This window comes from Persicimonas caeni, from assembly GCF_006517175.1.
Taxonomy (GTDB): domain Bacteria; phylum Myxococcota_A; class Bradymonadia; order Bradymonadales; family Bradymonadaceae; genus Persicimonas; species Persicimonas caeni.
The window spans coordinates 1,804,485-1,819,681 of the sequence record NZ_CP041186.1; the positions used below are offsets into that span (position 1 = coordinate 1,804,485).

The 15,197-nt window shown below is 64.9% G+C and carries 12 protein-coding genes; all 12 read left to right on the forward strand.

Going from position 1 to position 15,197, the window contains the following annotated elements; genetic code table 11:
* Positions 1–83 precede the first annotated feature (83 nt).
* Positions 84–2,882 (forward strand): helix-turn-helix domain-containing protein, encoded by a 2,799-nt coding sequence (locus FIV42_RS06700; protein ID WP_141196925.1) that lies wholly within the window; start codon positions 84–86, stop codon positions 2,880–2,882.
* Positions 2,883–2,958: 76 nt separating this feature from the next.
* Positions 2,959–3,357: a hypothetical protein gene (locus FIV42_RS06705; protein ID WP_141196926.1), complete on the forward strand. Its 399-nt coding sequence runs from the start codon at positions 2,959–2,961 to the stop codon at positions 3,355–3,357.
* Between the two features lie 170 nt (positions 3,358–3,527).
* Complete coding sequence (locus tag FIV42_RS06710) at positions 3,528–4,184, forward strand: cytochrome c3 family protein (RefSeq protein WP_141196927.1); 657 nt, start codon at positions 3,528–3,530, stop codon at positions 4,182–4,184.
* A gap of 7 nt (positions 4,185–4,191) precedes the next feature.
* Positions 4,192–7,173 (forward strand): TAT-variant-translocated molybdopterin oxidoreductase, encoded by a 2,982-nt coding sequence (locus FIV42_RS06715; RefSeq protein ID WP_141196928.1) that lies wholly within the window; start codon positions 4,192–4,194, stop codon positions 7,171–7,173.
* A complete protein-coding gene (gene nrfD, locus FIV42_RS06720) occupies positions 7,170–8,606 on the forward strand; it encodes an NrfD/PsrC family molybdoenzyme membrane anchor subunit (RefSeq protein WP_141196929.1) in 1,437 nt (478 codons plus the stop codon). The genes FIV42_RS06715 and nrfD overlap by 4 nt, the downstream gene beginning before the upstream one ends.
* Complete coding sequence (locus FIV42_RS06725) at positions 8,599–9,138, forward strand: DUF3341 domain-containing protein (RefSeq protein ID WP_222615399.1); 540 nt, start codon at positions 8,599–8,601, stop codon at positions 9,136–9,138. The genes nrfD and FIV42_RS06725 overlap by 8 nt, the downstream gene beginning before the upstream one ends.
* Entirely contained in the window at positions 9,135–9,920 is a 786-nt protein-coding gene (locus tag FIV42_RS06730) for a c-type cytochrome (protein WP_141196930.1), read from the forward strand. Before FIV42_RS06725 ends, FIV42_RS06730 begins: the two co-directional genes overlap by 4 nt.
* Positions 9,917–11,134 (forward strand): hypothetical protein, encoded by a 1,218-nt coding sequence (locus FIV42_RS06735; RefSeq protein WP_141196931.1) that lies wholly within the window; start codon positions 9,917–9,919, stop codon positions 11,132–11,134. Before FIV42_RS06730 ends, FIV42_RS06735 begins: the two co-directional genes overlap by 4 nt.
* Positions 11,134–11,601 carry a hypothetical protein gene (locus FIV42_RS06740; protein ID WP_141196932.1) on the forward strand — a complete coding sequence of 156 codons (468 nt, stop codon included), beginning with the start codon at positions 11,134–11,136 and terminating at the stop codon, positions 11,599–11,601. Before FIV42_RS06735 ends, FIV42_RS06740 begins: the two co-directional genes overlap by 1 nt.
* Complete coding sequence (locus FIV42_RS06745; protein ID WP_141196933.1) at positions 11,598–12,443, forward strand: SCO family protein; 846 nt, start codon at positions 11,598–11,600, stop codon at positions 12,441–12,443. The genes FIV42_RS06740 and FIV42_RS06745 overlap by 4 nt, the downstream gene beginning before the upstream one ends.
* Before the next feature lie 3 nt (positions 12,444–12,446).
* Positions 12,447–13,385 carry a cytochrome c oxidase subunit II gene (gene coxB, locus FIV42_RS06750; protein ID WP_141196934.1) on the forward strand — a complete coding sequence of 313 codons (939 nt, stop codon included), beginning with the start codon at positions 12,447–12,449 and terminating at the stop codon, positions 13,383–13,385.
* A 278-nt stretch (positions 13,386–13,663) separates the two neighbouring features.
* On the forward strand, positions 13,664–15,106 hold the full coding sequence (locus FIV42_RS06755) for an IS701 family transposase (protein ID WP_146983763.1): 1,443 nt from the start codon (positions 13,664–13,666) through the stop codon (positions 15,104–15,106).
* Positions 15,107–15,197 lie beyond the last annotated feature (91 nt).

Consider the following 15,197-nt stretch of genomic DNA (forward strand, 5'->3'; position numbering starts at 1 on the left):
TCTTACGGATCACAACTTGCAACACGTGTCCGAACACCTGATGTCCGACCTGCCTCACGCTCACATGAATCAGGAGAGTGGTGATGTCTGTGGAACACATCCCAACGCTTACCACCCCGGCCTCGGCGCTGACGCCACCGCAAGTATGGCGAGCGTCCGCCGACATACTGCGGGGTTGGGTGGTGCGCGGCCTGTTCGCCGCGCAAGTCCGCGATCGGCTCGACCGGTTGGAGCGCCAACACCGCGAGAGCGGCACGGTGCTGCTTGTGCTCGACCCGACGACGACATCTCTCGACGGCCTACCGCTGTCGAGGGTGATGGAGGCATATTTGGGCGAAGTCGGCCGCCATACGCCTCCTTGCGAGGAGACTCTGCGCTTGGCGCAGATGCTCTTCGGCGAGCGGGGCAACGACGGCCTGACCGCGAACCGACGCAACCAGTTCTTGGCGCGCCTCTGGACGTTGTTGGCGCGCCGGGTGCCGGCCACGCTTGTGGTGTTGCACGCCGACCGACTCGGCGAGCCGGCTGCGGGCCAGCTGGCCAATTTCGTCAGGCGCGTCTTCTCGGATCCCATCGCCAGCCTCGCCCCCCAAGTCAACGGCGGCTACCGTGTCGCGGGCACCGTGGTCTTTGTCGGTGAACCTCGCGGGCTCGGCCTGCCACTCGAGCAGCTTGGCTTCGAGACGGTCGACGCACAGGCTCAGGCCCCCTCGCAGCTCCGCGCCTACTTGAGGCAACCCGAAGTGCTCGAGCGCTTGGTGCAGTCGACCGCAGGCAGTGTCTCGCGGCTCCGTACGCTGCTCGACGAGCTGCCCGACAAGGTCGAAGACTTGCTCATGCACCGCTTCGAGCGCCTCGATGCGTCCCTACGCGACATCCTCGAGGTGCTCGCGCTGGCCTGCAGGCCCGTGCTTTCGACCCACTTCGACGATGCTGCGGCGCGCCGGCTCGTCGACGAGGGTTTCGTGCGCCGCCAGGTCGACGGCGCGCGCGTCCGGCTCTTTATCGACGAGCCCGACTTCCGCAGTCGGCTCGACCGACAGCTCGAAGAGCAGCGCCGGGCGGTGATTCACCGCCGACTCGGTGCGATGTGCCGCAAGGAGGGCGACGTGGGCACGGCCCTCTATCACGCCCTCCATACCGACGATGCCACGCAGGTGGTCGACGAGGCGCTGGACGTTGTAGGTGAGCTTGTCGCACGCGGCGACGTCGAGGAGGCGCGGCCGCTGTTGGATGCGGCCCAACGGGCGGCCGGCGGCGACCGAGCCGTGCGCGCCACGCGACTTATGGTCGAACTCGAGCGAGCCGCGGGCAACCCGTCGCACGCGCTCGCTCGGCTCGACGAGGTGATGGGGCGCGGCGATGAAGGCGCGTCGGCCGACCTGGAGTTGCTCCGCGGTGAGTTGCTCTTGGCCACGGGCGACCATGGGGCAGCAACGCAGGCCTACGCCGTGGCTGCCGAGCAGATACCGCACGCTCGAATCGGCTTGGCCGAGGCGCTCTACTTGGCCGGAAAGCAGGCCGATGCCTCGGCGCTGGCCTACGAACTGCTGGCGGAACTCGACCGCGAGGAGAACGATCGTCACGAGGACATCGTTCGGGTGCGTAATCTGTGCGGCAAGTTGGCGATTTTCGATGAGGACTACGCGACAGCGCGTCTGCACTTCGAACGCGCGGTCGAGCTCGCCCGTCGCCATGGCCTGCGGGCCGCTGAGTGCCGTGCGCAGGCGAACCTGGGCATCGTCGCCATGCAGACAGGAGCGAGCGAGGAAGCGCGGGACTGGTTGGCCAAAGCGGTCGAAAGCTCCCAGGGAAACCCGCAGGTCGACCGGGCCGGGTTATTGCTCAACCTGGGCATGCTCGAGCAGCGTCAGGGGCGCTTCGATGCCTCCATCGAGCGGTATGTCGAGGCGATCGAATGGGCCGACCAGGCTGCTGCGGCGGCCGTGTATTATACGGCGGCCTACAACCTGGCCTCGCTCTACCAAGATATCGGAGCCTTCGATCGAGCGTTGACCTCGCTGGAGCATATCGACGGCGAGCCGCAGGGGACACCTCCGCTGCGCATCGCTGCGTGGGTGGCGACGGCGCGCGCAGGCATCTACTTCGAGATGGGCGATTACCGCCGTGCCGTACGCGCCATCGAGCGAGCGCGCGACCGGTTCGAGGATGTCGACCATCTGGCGCTTCACGGCGTCAAAGAGCGACTGCAGGCGGCGATCGCGCATGCCGAGCTCGGCCAAAATGAGGCCGCGCGCGCCATCGTTGAGGGGCTCGATCAGCCTGTCGAGGCGCGAAACGCGGGGCTGCACAAGCTGGCTCGGGCACTGTCGGGCCAAGATGACGGAGAGCACGCCGAGGCCCTGGAGCTCGCCGCCGCCGCGCTGCACGACTTCGACCGCGCCGGCTATCATCACGGGTACTGTCGTGCGGCGGCCATGCTGGTAAGATTGCACGAGGCCGGCGGACGTCTGGACGACGCCTACGAGGTGCTCGACGAGGTCACCGGTCGCATTCACGGCCGCGCCGACACGGTGCCCGACACCTTTCGCGACGATTATTTCGACCAGCCGATCCATCGTCGGCTGCTCGGTTGGACGCGTACACTTCGCTCGCACGACGCGGCGCCGTCTGCCGCCAATGCCGGCGAGCTGCCGTCATCGCGCGTGCTCGCCATCGCCCACGAGATTCTGGATGGCAAGACGTCGCTGAGAGAGCAGCAAAGGCGGCTCGAACACGAGTGCATCCGTGCGGCGCTCGAGCGCACCGAGGGCAATATCACCCGCGCCGCCGAGCTGTTACAGCTGAATCGGTCGAGGTTGAGCCAGATCATCAACGCCGACGAGGACCTCTCGGCGCTCAAACAGCGTCTGAAGGGATAGACTCTTCGCCGGCGGACAGTCGGCAGTAACGAACGGATAGAGCGACATGAAGAACACGACTGCGAAGAAGAACATGATGGCGAAGTCAAGCACGATGGCCAAGACAAGCGCGATTGCAAAAATGGTGGCGCTCCTGGGGCTTTCGGTCGCGCTGTTCGGTTGCGGCAATCTGGCCGATCCGGTCGACGCCGAGCCGCCCGCCGAGGAGCTGCGCGAAGCGCCCGAAGCCGTGCGCACGGCCGAGCAGGGCCTCGACTTCGAGGCGGGTCTCGACTTCGACCACGCCGCGCCGGTGATTCGACACGTGCGTCGCTGCGACGAGTGCGAGAGCATGCGCATCTTGCACGTCAAGAGCGAGGACGACGGCGAAGACGAGGGCCAGAAGAAGAAGAGCGCGCGCGACATGCTCGACGAGATTGCCGACGGCAATCCCGTCCCCTTCCCGCTCGATGAGAAGAAGCCGCTCTTCGACTGAGTCCACTGCCAGGCAGGCTTCACTGTTCGTCGGGCCCCCTCCCCTGCGCACCTTCTCGCGCCCGAGCGTACGCCGCGTTGCGCCTCGTTGTAGATATCCGACTCGTGTCTACGATGCAGGTATCCCCTTCAGCTTGTTCAGGTTGGGTACACGCAACGTGAAGCCACACCATGGCGCAACTGTTCGATCAAACGGCGGATACCTACCTGCGGCTGGCTCTGCTGGCCGTATTGCTGTTCTTGATCGGACTCGCCACCGTGATGAGCACCTACGGCGAGCCGCGATATATCACCGCGGTGGGCTGGGCGCCCGACCAGCCGGTGCCGTTTAGCCACGCCCACCATGTCGATGGACTGGGGATCGACTGCCGCTATTGCCACAGCACCGTCGCACGCAGCTCCTCAGCGGGTTTTCCTGCCACGCACACCTGCATGAGCTGTCACTCGCAGGTGTGGACGCAGGCCGACGCCCTCGAGCCGGTGCGCCAGAGCTACGAACGCGGCGAGCCGCTTCGCTGGCGGCGGGTGTACGACCTGCCCGAATTCGTCTTCTTCAAGCACAACGTCCACGTCTCCGCCGGGGTGGGCTGCGAGACCTGCCACGGGCGCGTCGACCAAATGCCGCTGACCCGCCAGGCGACCAGCCTGCAGATGGAGTGGTGTCTGGAGTGCCACCGGCAGCCCGAGAAGTTCATCCGGCCTCGAGACGAGGTCTACACCATGGGATGGCAGCCGCCCAAAGACCGCGAGAAGATGGGGCGCAGACTCGTCGAGGAGTACGGAATCGACACCGAGATTCTGACCAACTGCTCTATCTGCCACCACTGACACGCCTATGGCCGACGAGAAGCACAGCCTCGAAGCGATGCGCCAGCGGCTCGAAGAGCGCGCCGAGGACGACCGTCTGTGGCAGACCCTCGCCGAGCTCGACACGCCCGAAAAGCTGCAGCAGTGGGCCAAAGACGAGTTTCCCGAAGGCGCTTTCGAATGGCCCGAGGGCGCCAGCCGCCGCCAGTTTTTGCAATTGATGGGCGCCTCGCTGGTCATGGCCGGCGCCGCCGGGTGCGCCCGCGAGCCCGAAGGCGACGTCGTCCCCTACGTCAAGCAGCCCGAGCAAGTCGTCCCCGGCGAGCCGCTCTGCTTCGCCTCGGCGTTTCTGCTCGATGGCTTCGCCAACGGCGTGCTCGTCGAGAGCCACGCCGGCCGCCCCACCAAGGTCGAGGGCAATGCGCTCCATCCGACCAGTCTGGGCTCGGCCGACGCCTTCGCGCAGGCGTCCACTTGGAGCCTGTACGACCCGGAGCGCTCGCAGGCCGTCCTCGAGCACACCGAGGACGCCCCGCTCGAGCGCACCTGGACCAACTTTACCAGTCAGCTTCGCGCCCACCTCGGCGCCAAGGCCACCACGAAGGGCCAAGGCGTGCGCGTCCTGACCGAGACGGTCACCTCGCCGACGCTCGCCGGGCAGCTCGACGCGTTTCTCGAGGAGTACCCCGAGGCGAGTTGGCACCACTGGTCGCCGATCAACCGCGACAACATGCGCGAGGGGACCGAGCGCGCCTTCGGCCGCGTACTCCACCCGCGCTACCACTTCGACAAGGCCGACCTCATCTTGGCGGTCGACTCCGACTTTCTGCACCGCGGCCCAGGCCGACTGCGCTACGCCCACGACTGGGCCGAGCGACGCAAGGCCACAAAGCCCGACCCGAAGATGAACCGCATGTACGCCGTCGAGGCGACCTTCACGGTCACCGGCTCGATGGCCGACAACCGGCTGCGCATGGACCCGCGGCGCATCGAAGGCTTTTTGCGCGCCGTTGCCCGCCGACTCGGCGTGCCCACGGCAGACGACGGCTTCGAGCCGACGCCGCGCGAGCAGCGCTGGGTCGAGCAAGTCGCCCGAGACTTGCGCGCCAACCGCGGCGCCTCGGTGGTCGTCCCCGGCCTGCAACAACCGCCGGCGGTCCACGCCCTCGCCCACGCCATCAACGCCGCGCTCGACAACGTCGGCACCACGGTCACCTACTCCGTGCCGGTCGCCGCCCAACCCGAGGCCCAACTCGACTCACTTCGCCAGCTGGCCCGCGACATCGACGCCGGCGAGGTCGACACGTTGGTCATCCTCGGCGGAAACCCCGTCTACAACGCGCCGGCCGACCTCGCGCTCGGCGAACTCCTCCAAAAGATCGACTTCAGCGTCCACCTGAGCACCTACTTCGACGAGACCTCCGAGCAGTGCCGCTGGCACGTGCCGCGGGCCCATACGCTCGAGGCTTGGACCGACGCGCGGGCCAACGACGGCACCATCACTATCCTGCAGCCGCTCATCGAGCCGCTCTACAAGGGGAAATCGACCCACGAGATGCTCGACGCGATGCTCGGCAACACCCGCCGCGGCCACGTCATCTTGATGGAGCGCTGGCGCGAGCGTTTCGGCGAAGACCGATTCCCCCGACTGTGGCGTCGCTCCCTGCACGACGGAATGGTGCCAGACACCGTGTTCGGCCCCGAGAGCGTGACGGTACGGGGCGGTTTCGACGTGGTGAGCCGACGGACCACGGACGACGGACTGACCGTGATCTTTGCGCCCGACCCGAGCGTGTGGGACGGCCGATTCGCCAATATCGGGATGCTCCAGGAGCTCCCCAAGCCGTTGAGCTCCCTGACGTGGGACAACGCGGCGCTCATCTCGCCGAAGACCTCCGCCCGCCTGGGCCTCGAGAACGAGGACGTGGTCGAGCTCACCTACCGCGAGCGCACCGTCGAGGCGCCCGTGTGGGTGATGCCGGGCCACGCCGACGGGTGCGTCACCGTCCGGCTCGGTTACGGAAAGAAGGCCGGCGGCTCACTCGAAAAGGGCCGCGGCTTCAACGCCTATGCACTTCGCACCTCCGAGGCGCTCTGGTTCGACGGCGGGCTCGAGCTCCGAAAGACCGAGCGCACCTACCCGCTCGCCGCGACACAGGGCCACCACCGCATGTACGGCCGCCCCATCGTCCGACACGCCACGCTCGACGAGTTTCGCGAGGAGCGCGCGCCCGCCCAGAACGAGGATGAGGAGCACTCGCTCTACCCCGAGTACGAGTACGACAGCTACGCCTGGGGCATGAGCATCGACCAGACCTTGTGCATCGGCTGCGGGGCGTGCGTGGCGGCGTGTCAGGCCGAAAACAATATCCCCATCGTGGGCAAAGAGCAGGTGCGCATGGCCCGCGAGATGCACTGGATTCGCGTCGACACCTACTACGAAGGCTCGGCCGACGAGCCCAACGCCTACCACCAGCCGGTGCCCTGCATGCACTGCGAAAAGGCGCCGTGCGAGCTCGTCTGCCCGGTCGAGGCCACCAGCCACAGCGCCGAAGGCCTCAACGAGATGACCTACAACCGGTGCATCGGCACGCGCTACTGCTCCAATAACTGCCCCTACAAGGTGCGCCGGTTCAACTTCCTCGACTACACCCACGAGGAAAAAGAGAAGATGGAGGCGGTGCTCGACCTCAAATACAACCCCGACGTCACCGTCCGGAGCCGCGGGGTCATGGAGAAGTGCACCTACTGCGTCCAGCGCATCAACGCCGCGCGCGTCGAAGCCAAGACCCAAGACCGACGCATCCGAGACGGCGAGATCGAAACCGCCTGCCAGGAAGCTTGCCCCACTCAGGCCATCGTCTTCGGCGACACCAACGACCCGAACACCCGAGTCGCCAAGCTCAAGGCACAGCCCCACGACTACGCGCTGCTCGACGAACTGAATACCCGACCGCGCACCACCTACTTGACCGCCATCACCAACCCGAATCCGAAGCTGCGACCATGACCACCGACGTCCCACATCGCAGTGACGAGCGCCCCCACGACGCCGATCCCGTGCTGGCGCCGGGGCAGAGCTACTCGAAGGTCTCCGACGATTTCGTGCGCCTGACGCTCCGAGAGGCGGGTTGGGGCGTCATCGTGGGCTTCGGCGCGGGCTTCTTGCTCATGATGGTGCTCCTGATGGCGCTCACCTACCTGTTCGCCACGGGTATCGGCATCTACGGCAACAATATCCCGGTGGCCTGGGCCTTTCCCATCGTCGCCTTCGTGTGGTGGATCGGCATCGGCCACGCCGGCACGTTCATCTCGGCCTTTTTGCTCCTGATGCGCCAAGATTGGCGCTCGTCGATCAATCGCTTTGCCGAGGCGATGACCCTCTTCGCGGTGGCGTGCGCCGGGCTGATGCCCCTCATTCACCTGGGCCGCCCGTGGGTCTTCTACTGGCTCTTCCCCTACCCCGACACGATGGGATTGTGGCCGCAGTGGCGAAGCCCGCTGGTGTGGGACGTCTTTGCCGTGACCACCTACGCGCTCGTCTCGCTGATGTTCTGGTTTATGGGCGCCGTCCCCGACTTCGCCACGCTGCGCGACCGCGCGAAGACCACCTGGGTCAAGAAGGTCTACGGGGTGCTCGCCCTGGGCTGGCGAGGCTCGTCGAAGCACTGGAAACGCTACCAGAAAGCCTACCTGCTCGTGGGCGCTCTGGCGGTGCCGCTGGTCATCTCGGTGCACTCGATTGTGGGCCTCGACTTCGCCATCGGCGTCATGCCCGGCTGGCACGGCACGATCTTTCCGCCCTACTTCGTCGCCGGCGCGCTCTACTCGGGCTTTGCGATGGTGCTCACCCTGGCCATCCCGCTTCGCCACTTCTACGGGCTGCACGACTACGTGACGAAGCGCCACCTGGAGAATTGCGCCAAGCTGATGCTGCTGACCGGCCTCATCGTCAGCTACGGGTATATCTTCGACTACTTTTTCATCTGGTACAGCGGCAGCGAATACGAAATCCAGATGCTCCACGACCGCATGTTCGGCCCCTACGCCTGGCAGTTCTGGGTGATGACGGCCTGCAACGTCGGGATCATCCAGCTCGTCTGGTTCAAACGAGTCCGCCGCAGCATCGCCGCGCTGTTCGTCATCTCGCTCTTCGTCAACGTCGGCATGTGGCTCGAGCGCTATATCATCGTGCTCACCAGCCTCAGCCGCGATTATCTGCCGGGCCAGTGGCATATCTTCAACTCGACGGCGTGGGACTGGGCGACCTTTATCGGCACCCTGGGGCTCTTCGCCTCGCTGTGGTTCCTCTTCATTCGCTTCGTGCCCGTGAGCGTGATGTTCGAGCTGCGCGAGCTCGTCGAGAAGCAGGACAAGGGCGAGCTCGAGTATCAAGAGCGCTTGTCACGCGAGGAAACACGCGAGGAGGCACGCGGTGACTGACTCGGCGACACTCTACGGCCTGATGGTCGAGTTCGACTCGCCCGAAGCCCTCAAAGACGCCGCCCGGCGTGTGCGCGACGAGGGCTTCGAGGAGGTCGAGGCGTTCACGCCCATGCCCGTCGAGGGCCTGGACGACATCCTGGGCCACGACGACAAGTGGATCGCCGCGCTCGTCCTCGCCGGAGCGCTCTTCGGCGCCACGCTCGCCTTCGGCATGCAAACCTACTCGTGGGTGTGGGACTACCCCATCAATATCGGCGGGAGGCCGATGTTTAGCTGGCCGTCGTTTATCCCGATCACCTTCGAGCTCGGCGTGCTCTTCGCCGCCCTCGCCGGCTTCCTGGGCATGCTGCTGCTCAACCGGCTGCCCAAGCTGCACCACCCGACCTTCGAGGTCCCCGGCTTCGACCGCGTCACCTCCGACCGCTTCTTTTTGATGGTGAGCGCCGACGACGGGCGCTTCGATCGCCACCGCACAGCCGATTTTCTGGACTCGCTCGGCGGCCTCGCCGTCTCGGAGGTGCCGTCATGAGTCATAAGACCGAATCCAAGAACGAAGACAAGGACGAAAGCAGCGTGAAGAGACTGCTCCGATGGGCGTTTCGCTTTGCCGTGGTCGGCTTTGTGGCGGGCGCGCCGCTGGGGGTCATCGTCGCCGTGTCGTCGATCCCGGGCTGCCCACGGATGCGCGAGCAAGCCAGGCTCAAGCCCTACGAGCAGAGCGACTTCTTCGACGACCACAGCTCCCTTCGCCACCCGCCGCAGGGCACCGTCGCACGCGGGTCGCAGGTGCTCGACCCGGAGTTTTATTACGGCCGAAAAACACTGCCCGACCTGCGCCCCCAGTCGGCTCCGGCGGGGACGGCGGCCGAAGAGAGCCCGACCGCGCAGACGCCCGAGGCGCCGGCGGCCCAGCGAGGGCAGGCGACCCAAGACTACGTCACCGACCTGCCCATCGAGGTCACCCGCCAGACCTTCGAGACGGGGCGCGAGCAATACGGCGTCTACTGCGTGCCGTGTCACGGCGAGGCCGGCTACGGCAACGGTGTAGTCACCCGCAGCGGCTACCCCGAGCCGCCGAGCTTTCACACCGAGCGGCTGCGAGGGGTGGCGGCGGGCTACATCTTCGACGTCATCACCAACGGCTTCGGCCAGATGTATAGCTACGGCGCGAGGCTCGAGCCCGCCCAGCGTTGGGCGGTCATCGCCTATATCCGCGCGCTCCAGTACAGCCAGAACGCCCCGGCCGAGCAGTTGGGCCCTCAAGATCTAGAGCAACTAGACCTGGAGAGACTCGAGGAGGCGAGCCCATGAGCAGCCCATCTCGCCAGGCAGACGCGTCCCCACAGGCACATAAGCTCATCGGACGGCTCAAACTCGTCGGCGCAGCCATGGGCCTCCTGGGCATTGTGGGCGCCGTCATCGGCGCGCTGGTCGACTACAAGGCGTTCATCGAGACGTACCTGTTCGCCTTCGTCTTCTGGCTGGCCCTCCCACTCGGCGGGCTCTTCTTGCTGATGGTCCACCACCTCGTCCGCGGGCGCTGGGGCGCCATCTTGCGCCGCCCGCTCGAAGCTGCGGCCCTCACAGCGCCGCTCTTCCTGCTTCTATTTGTCCCCATCGCGCTCAGCCCACAGTCGCTCTATCCGTGGTCGATTCCCGAGATCGTCCAGGCGAGTGAGGTGCTCCGTCACAAAGACCTCTACCTGAACGTGCCCTTCTTCTTGGTCCGCGCGGCGGCCTTCCTCGGCATCTGGACGCTGTTGGCGTTCGTGCTGCGACGCTGGTCGCTCGCGCAGGAAAACACAAAGAACCCCGGCGCGTACCGAGAGTACCGCACCAAACTGCGTATCCTGAGCGCGCTCGGCCTCGTGGCGCTCGTGCTCACCGACTCCTTCGCGATGATCGACTGGGTGCAGTCGCTCGAGCCCGAGTGGTACTCGTCGATCTACCCGATGATGACCATCGTGGGCCAACTGCTCACGGCGATGACCTTCTTCTGCCTGCTCGTCCTCGGCCTGCGAAAGACCGACGCGCTCTCCGAGTTCGTCGACGCCGACCGCCTCAACGATCTCGGCAACCTGCTGCTCGTCTTCGTCGTCCTGTGGGCCTACACCGAGTTCGTCCAGCTCGTCATCATCTGGTCGGGCAACACCCACCACAAGATTCCCTGGTACCTGGCGCGCTCGGCCGGCGGCTGGGCCTGGGTCATCGCCGCGGTCGTCGCCCTGCAGTTCTTCGTACCGCTCTTCGCCCTCTTCTTCCGCAAGGTCAAACGCAGCCCGAAGCTATTCATCGGCCTGTGCGCGCTCATCTTCGTGATGCGCTTGGCCGACGTCTACTGGCTCGTCCTGCCCGCTTTTTACGACCACGAGTTCGTGCTCCTGTGGCAAGCGTTTGCCAACTGGGCGGCCATCGGAGGCCTGTGGCTCTTCGCCTTCGCGTGGCTTCTGGGGCGAAAGCCGCTCATGACGCGCAGCTCCAAGGAGCTCTTTCCGGAGTGGCGCAAAGCACATGGGGGCAGATGATGAGCGACGAGACCACCGACACCCAAAAGCAGCCGCCGCACGGCGAGCATCCCTACCACGAGGAAGAAGACGTCAACGTCTCGGCAATCGCCTGGACGACCGTCGGCCTCTTCGTGGTGCTCGTCATCACCGGGTTTGTGGTGGCGGGAACTCGCGGATGCTACGGCGCCGAGCACCCGAACCGCGCTCACCCCGGCCAGCAGGCCAGCTCGCGCTTCGAACAAGTCGAAGAGACGCGGCCGCTCAAAAAGCAGCTCGAGCCAGGCGTCGAAATCCACCCTCGCCGCGTGCTCGAGCGGGTCCGATCGCAAAACGAGGCGCGCCTGAACAAGTACAAGTGGCTCGACCCGCAGCGCGAGCGCGCCCAGATTCCCATCGACCGGGCCATCGAACTCGTCGAGGAGCACGGACTCCCGCAGGCGTCTCCACAACAGGCGTCTCCACAAGAGGAGGAATCATCGCCATGAGACCACCTCCCCACATCGTCGCCGTCTGGCTGGCAACGCTCGTCGTCTTGGCGCTCGCCGTCGTGGCGCTCGCCGCGCCCGCTTGGGCCGCGTCGCCACCGAAGAGTGCCCTCGACCAACCCAGCGCGATCGACAGGGCCGGGCTGCAGCAAAAGCTCGACAGCCAGGTCCCCACAGACCTGACCTTTCGCAACTCGAAAGGCGAGCGCGTCGAGCTCGGCCGCTACTTCGACGGCGAGCGCCCGGTGATCTTGGCGCTCGGCTACGTCGACTGCCCGCACCTTTGCAGCCTCGTCCACGAGGAGATGATCAAGAGCCTCGAGAAGATCTCGCTCGACATGGGCGAGGACTACCGGGTGCTGTCGGTGAGCATCGACCCCGACGAGCCGCTCGACCTGACCCAGTCGGCGCGCCAGCGCTACCTGCAGATGTACGGACGAGACGGCGCGAGCGACGGCTGGCACTCATTGGTCGGTGACAAGCCCTCCATCGCGCGCTTGGCCGAAAGCGTCGGCTTCGACTACGCCTACGACGCCGAAAAGGACCAGTACGCCCACCCGGGCGCCATCATGGTGCTCACGCCCGACGGTTCGGTCTCGCGCTACTTCTTCGGCGTCGACTACCCACCGAACGACGTCAAACTCGGGCTGCTCGACGCCTCCGAGGGCTCGGTCGGCTCGCCGGTCGACCGGGTGCTCATGCGCTGTTTCCACTACGACCCGAAGACCGGCAAATACAGCGTGGCGATCATGAACGTGATGCGCCTGGCCGGCGGCGCGACCGTGCTTGTGCTCGCGCTGGGCATGCTCGTCGCCTTTCGCCGTCGACGCAGGGGGGCTTGAGCCATGTGGGACTTTCCATTCTTTCCAGATCAGGCCTCGACGGTCGCCCCCGAGGTCGACGCGGTCTACTTCGTGCTGATCGGGCTGGCCGGCTTCTTCATGCTCATCATCGCCGGCGCGGCGCTCTTCTTTCTAATTCGATACCGCAAGGGCTCCGACGCCGACCGCTCCAACCCGGTGACCAACAACTGGAAGCTCGAGGCGTTCTGGATCGGCGTGCCGTTTTTGATGGCGATGGGCGTCTTCTTCTGGGGCGCCCAGAAATACTTCGAGATCCAGGAGATCCCCGACGACGCCGTCGAGGTCTTCGTGCTCGGCAAGCAGTGGATGTGGAAGGTCCAGCACCCGCAGGGCAAGCGCGAGATCGACGAGCTGCACGTGCCGGTCAACCGCCCGGTGATGCTGCGGCTCGCCTCCCAGGACGTCATCCACAGCTTCTTCGTGCCCGAATTTCGCATCAAGCAGGACGTCGTGCCCGGCCGCTACACCACCGTGTGGTTCGAGGCGACCAAGCCCGGCCGCTACAGGCTGATGTGCGCCGAGTATTGCGGCACGGGCCACTCACGCATGCGCGGCGAAGTCGTGGTCATGAGCCAGGCCGATTACGCCGCCTGGCTCGAGGGCGGCGAGACCGAAGAGACACTCGCCCAGCGCGGCGAAAAGATCTTCAACCGCGCCGGCTGCTCGGGATGCCACGCGACCGACTCCGCGTCGCGCGCGCCGATGCTGACCGGCCTATACGGCCAACGCGTCCAGCTCGAGTCAGGCGAGACGGTCGTCGCCGACGAAGCCTACCTGCGCGACTCGATCCTGCTGCCCCAAAAGCACATCGTGGCGGGCTACGAAGCCATCATGCCGTCGTACCAGGGCCAGTTGAGCGAGGCGGAGGTGTTCGCGCTGGTCGAATACATCAAGTCGTTAGGGAGGGAGAGTGAACCGTAGGCCGTGCAGGTCAGCGACGCCCTCTATTAGCGGCTAAGGCCATTAGGGAGTCGCGTATCGGCAAGCCGTGCAGACGCGCGACTCATTAATGGCCCAAGCCCCTAATCTGGAGTTTCGCCATCTTTTCAGGCGGCACTCCTTGAGTTGGCGCGTCTAGTATGCTCAGCGATTAGTAGGTACGTGGCATAAGTGGTCGAAATGAAAATAAGAAGGGCTTGGAGGTGGTTGCTAGGGTTGCGTACACCAAGCAGTCCAACCGTCCAAGCCCTGGCTCGACAATGGCCTCTATCAAAGCCCTCATCGAGATGTTTCGACCGGCCTTCAGCACCCCGACTTACGACAACTTTAGTTACCTGATGTTGGCCTGGATCCGATGTGAATCTAGGCGATGCATCAGTAACCTGTTGCGCGCCGGCCGTTTTATGCCGGGGCTGAGGATGAAACCGGACGGTGAGCCCAAACATTTCTCGATATTCTATCGGTTCTTTTCGCGGGCCAAATGGAGCCTGGATGAGCTCGGCCATCTGCTGGCGTTGGCTTTGAAGGCCCGACTCGGACAAACGGTGTATGTGCTTGTGGATGATACTGTTTGCCGGCGCACTGGGCCCTTTGTGATGGGCGCCGGAATCCATCGAGACCCGATGCGCTCGACCCTCACCGGCAAGAGGGTGCGCAAGTCGGCATTCTGCTGGGGTCTTCAATTTGTGACGCTGGCAGTTTGGGTCCCGGTCGGTTTCATGCACAGCGGCGGCATCGCCGTTCCGTTGCTGTTTCGTCTGCACCGCACCCGTAAGCTGTGTCCGCCTGAGGCCTATTGCAGCCGCCCCCAGCTTTTTGCCGAGATGCTCGCAGTCTTGAGAAGCTGGTGGCTCGAGGCCCATTTTGTCGTCGTGGGCGACAACGACTACGTCAACAGGACCGTTTTTTCGGCCCTGGACGATAACATGGAGATGGTCGGCCGATTCAAAGCCAATGCAGCTCTCTTTGATGCCAAGGTCGAGCAAACGCCGGGGCCGGGACGCCGACGCATCTGGGGCAAGCGGCTCCCATCGTTGGCCGAGCTCGCTGAGGATCCCCAGCTGCCGTGGAAAGAGCAAATCCTTTACATCTATGGTCAACAACTGCAGCTTTGGATCAAAACATTTGAGGCTCAGTGGAAGAGCGCCGGGAAGGATCGCGTGCTGACCGTCGTCATCACTCGCGATCCGAGCGGACGACTCGAAGATAACTACTACTTTCGAAGCCGGCCGGGCTGCTCGGGCCCCAAAGTCCTGATTCCGCAGAGCCTGCGGTGGTCGCTGGAGAGCTGCTACCGTGACTGCAAGCAGTACATGGGCATCGAGGAGGTCCAAAACGGATTCGCTCAAGGAGACGAACCTGCAGATTCGACGATCCACGGGCCCAAGGCTCCTATCGAGCGGCGGCCGATCGCCTCGGAGCGCACGGTTCCATTCGGAATGCTGTGCTACAGCTTTGTGGTGCTGTGGTATCTCGACCATGGTCAGCCGCTCAAAGACATATGGTGGGCGCGCTATCTGGCCCCGTGGTATCCGCACAAAGTGACAATCAGTTTCGTCGACATGCTCCAGGCATTTCACCGCCAGATGGAGCAAGAACAATTATGGCAAACCCGGTCTGACGACCGGGTTTACGAAAAACAGACAACTCAACTGGCCCGACACGCGCCGCCAGGGGCCGATGGGGCTCGCAAGGCGGCCTGAAACGGCCTACCTTCGGCCCAATTTACGAGGGCAAGATGCCCTCGCACCGAAGAAAACGCCGACAAATTCGGCGAAACTCCAGCCTAATAGA

Coding starts and splice junctions, on each gene's coding strand:
- FIV42_RS06700 (WP_141196925.1), top strand. CDS start 84: ATGTCTGTGGAACACATCCCAACGCTTACCACCCCGGCCTCGGCGCTG.
- FIV42_RS06705 (WP_141196926.1), top strand. CDS start 2,959: ATGGCGAAGTCAAGCACGATGGCCAAGACAAGCGCGATTGCAAAAATG.
- FIV42_RS06710 (WP_141196927.1), top strand. CDS start 3,528: ATGGCGCAACTGTTCGATCAAACGGCGGATACCTACCTGCGGCTGGCT.
- FIV42_RS06715 (WP_141196928.1), top strand. CDS start 4,192: ATGGCCGACGAGAAGCACAGCCTCGAAGCGATGCGCCAGCGGCTCGAA.
- nrfD (WP_141196929.1), top strand. CDS start 7,170: ATGACCACCGACGTCCCACATCGCAGTGACGAGCGCCCCCACGACGCC.
- FIV42_RS06730 (WP_141196930.1), top strand. CDS start 9,135: ATGAGTCATAAGACCGAATCCAAGAACGAAGACAAGGACGAAAGCAGC.
- FIV42_RS06735 (WP_141196931.1), top strand. CDS start 9,917: ATGAGCAGCCCATCTCGCCAGGCAGACGCGTCCCCACAGGCACATAAG.
- FIV42_RS06740 (WP_141196932.1), top strand. CDS start 11,134: ATGAGCGACGAGACCACCGACACCCAAAAGCAGCCGCCGCACGGCGAG.
- FIV42_RS06745 (WP_141196933.1), top strand. CDS start 11,598: ATGAGACCACCTCCCCACATCGTCGCCGTCTGGCTGGCAACGCTCGTC.
- coxB (WP_141196934.1), top strand. CDS start 12,447: ATGTGGGACTTTCCATTCTTTCCAGATCAGGCCTCGACGGTCGCCCCC.
- FIV42_RS06755 (WP_146983763.1), top strand. CDS start 13,664: ATGGCCTCTATCAAAGCCCTCATCGAGATGTTTCGACCGGCCTTCAGC.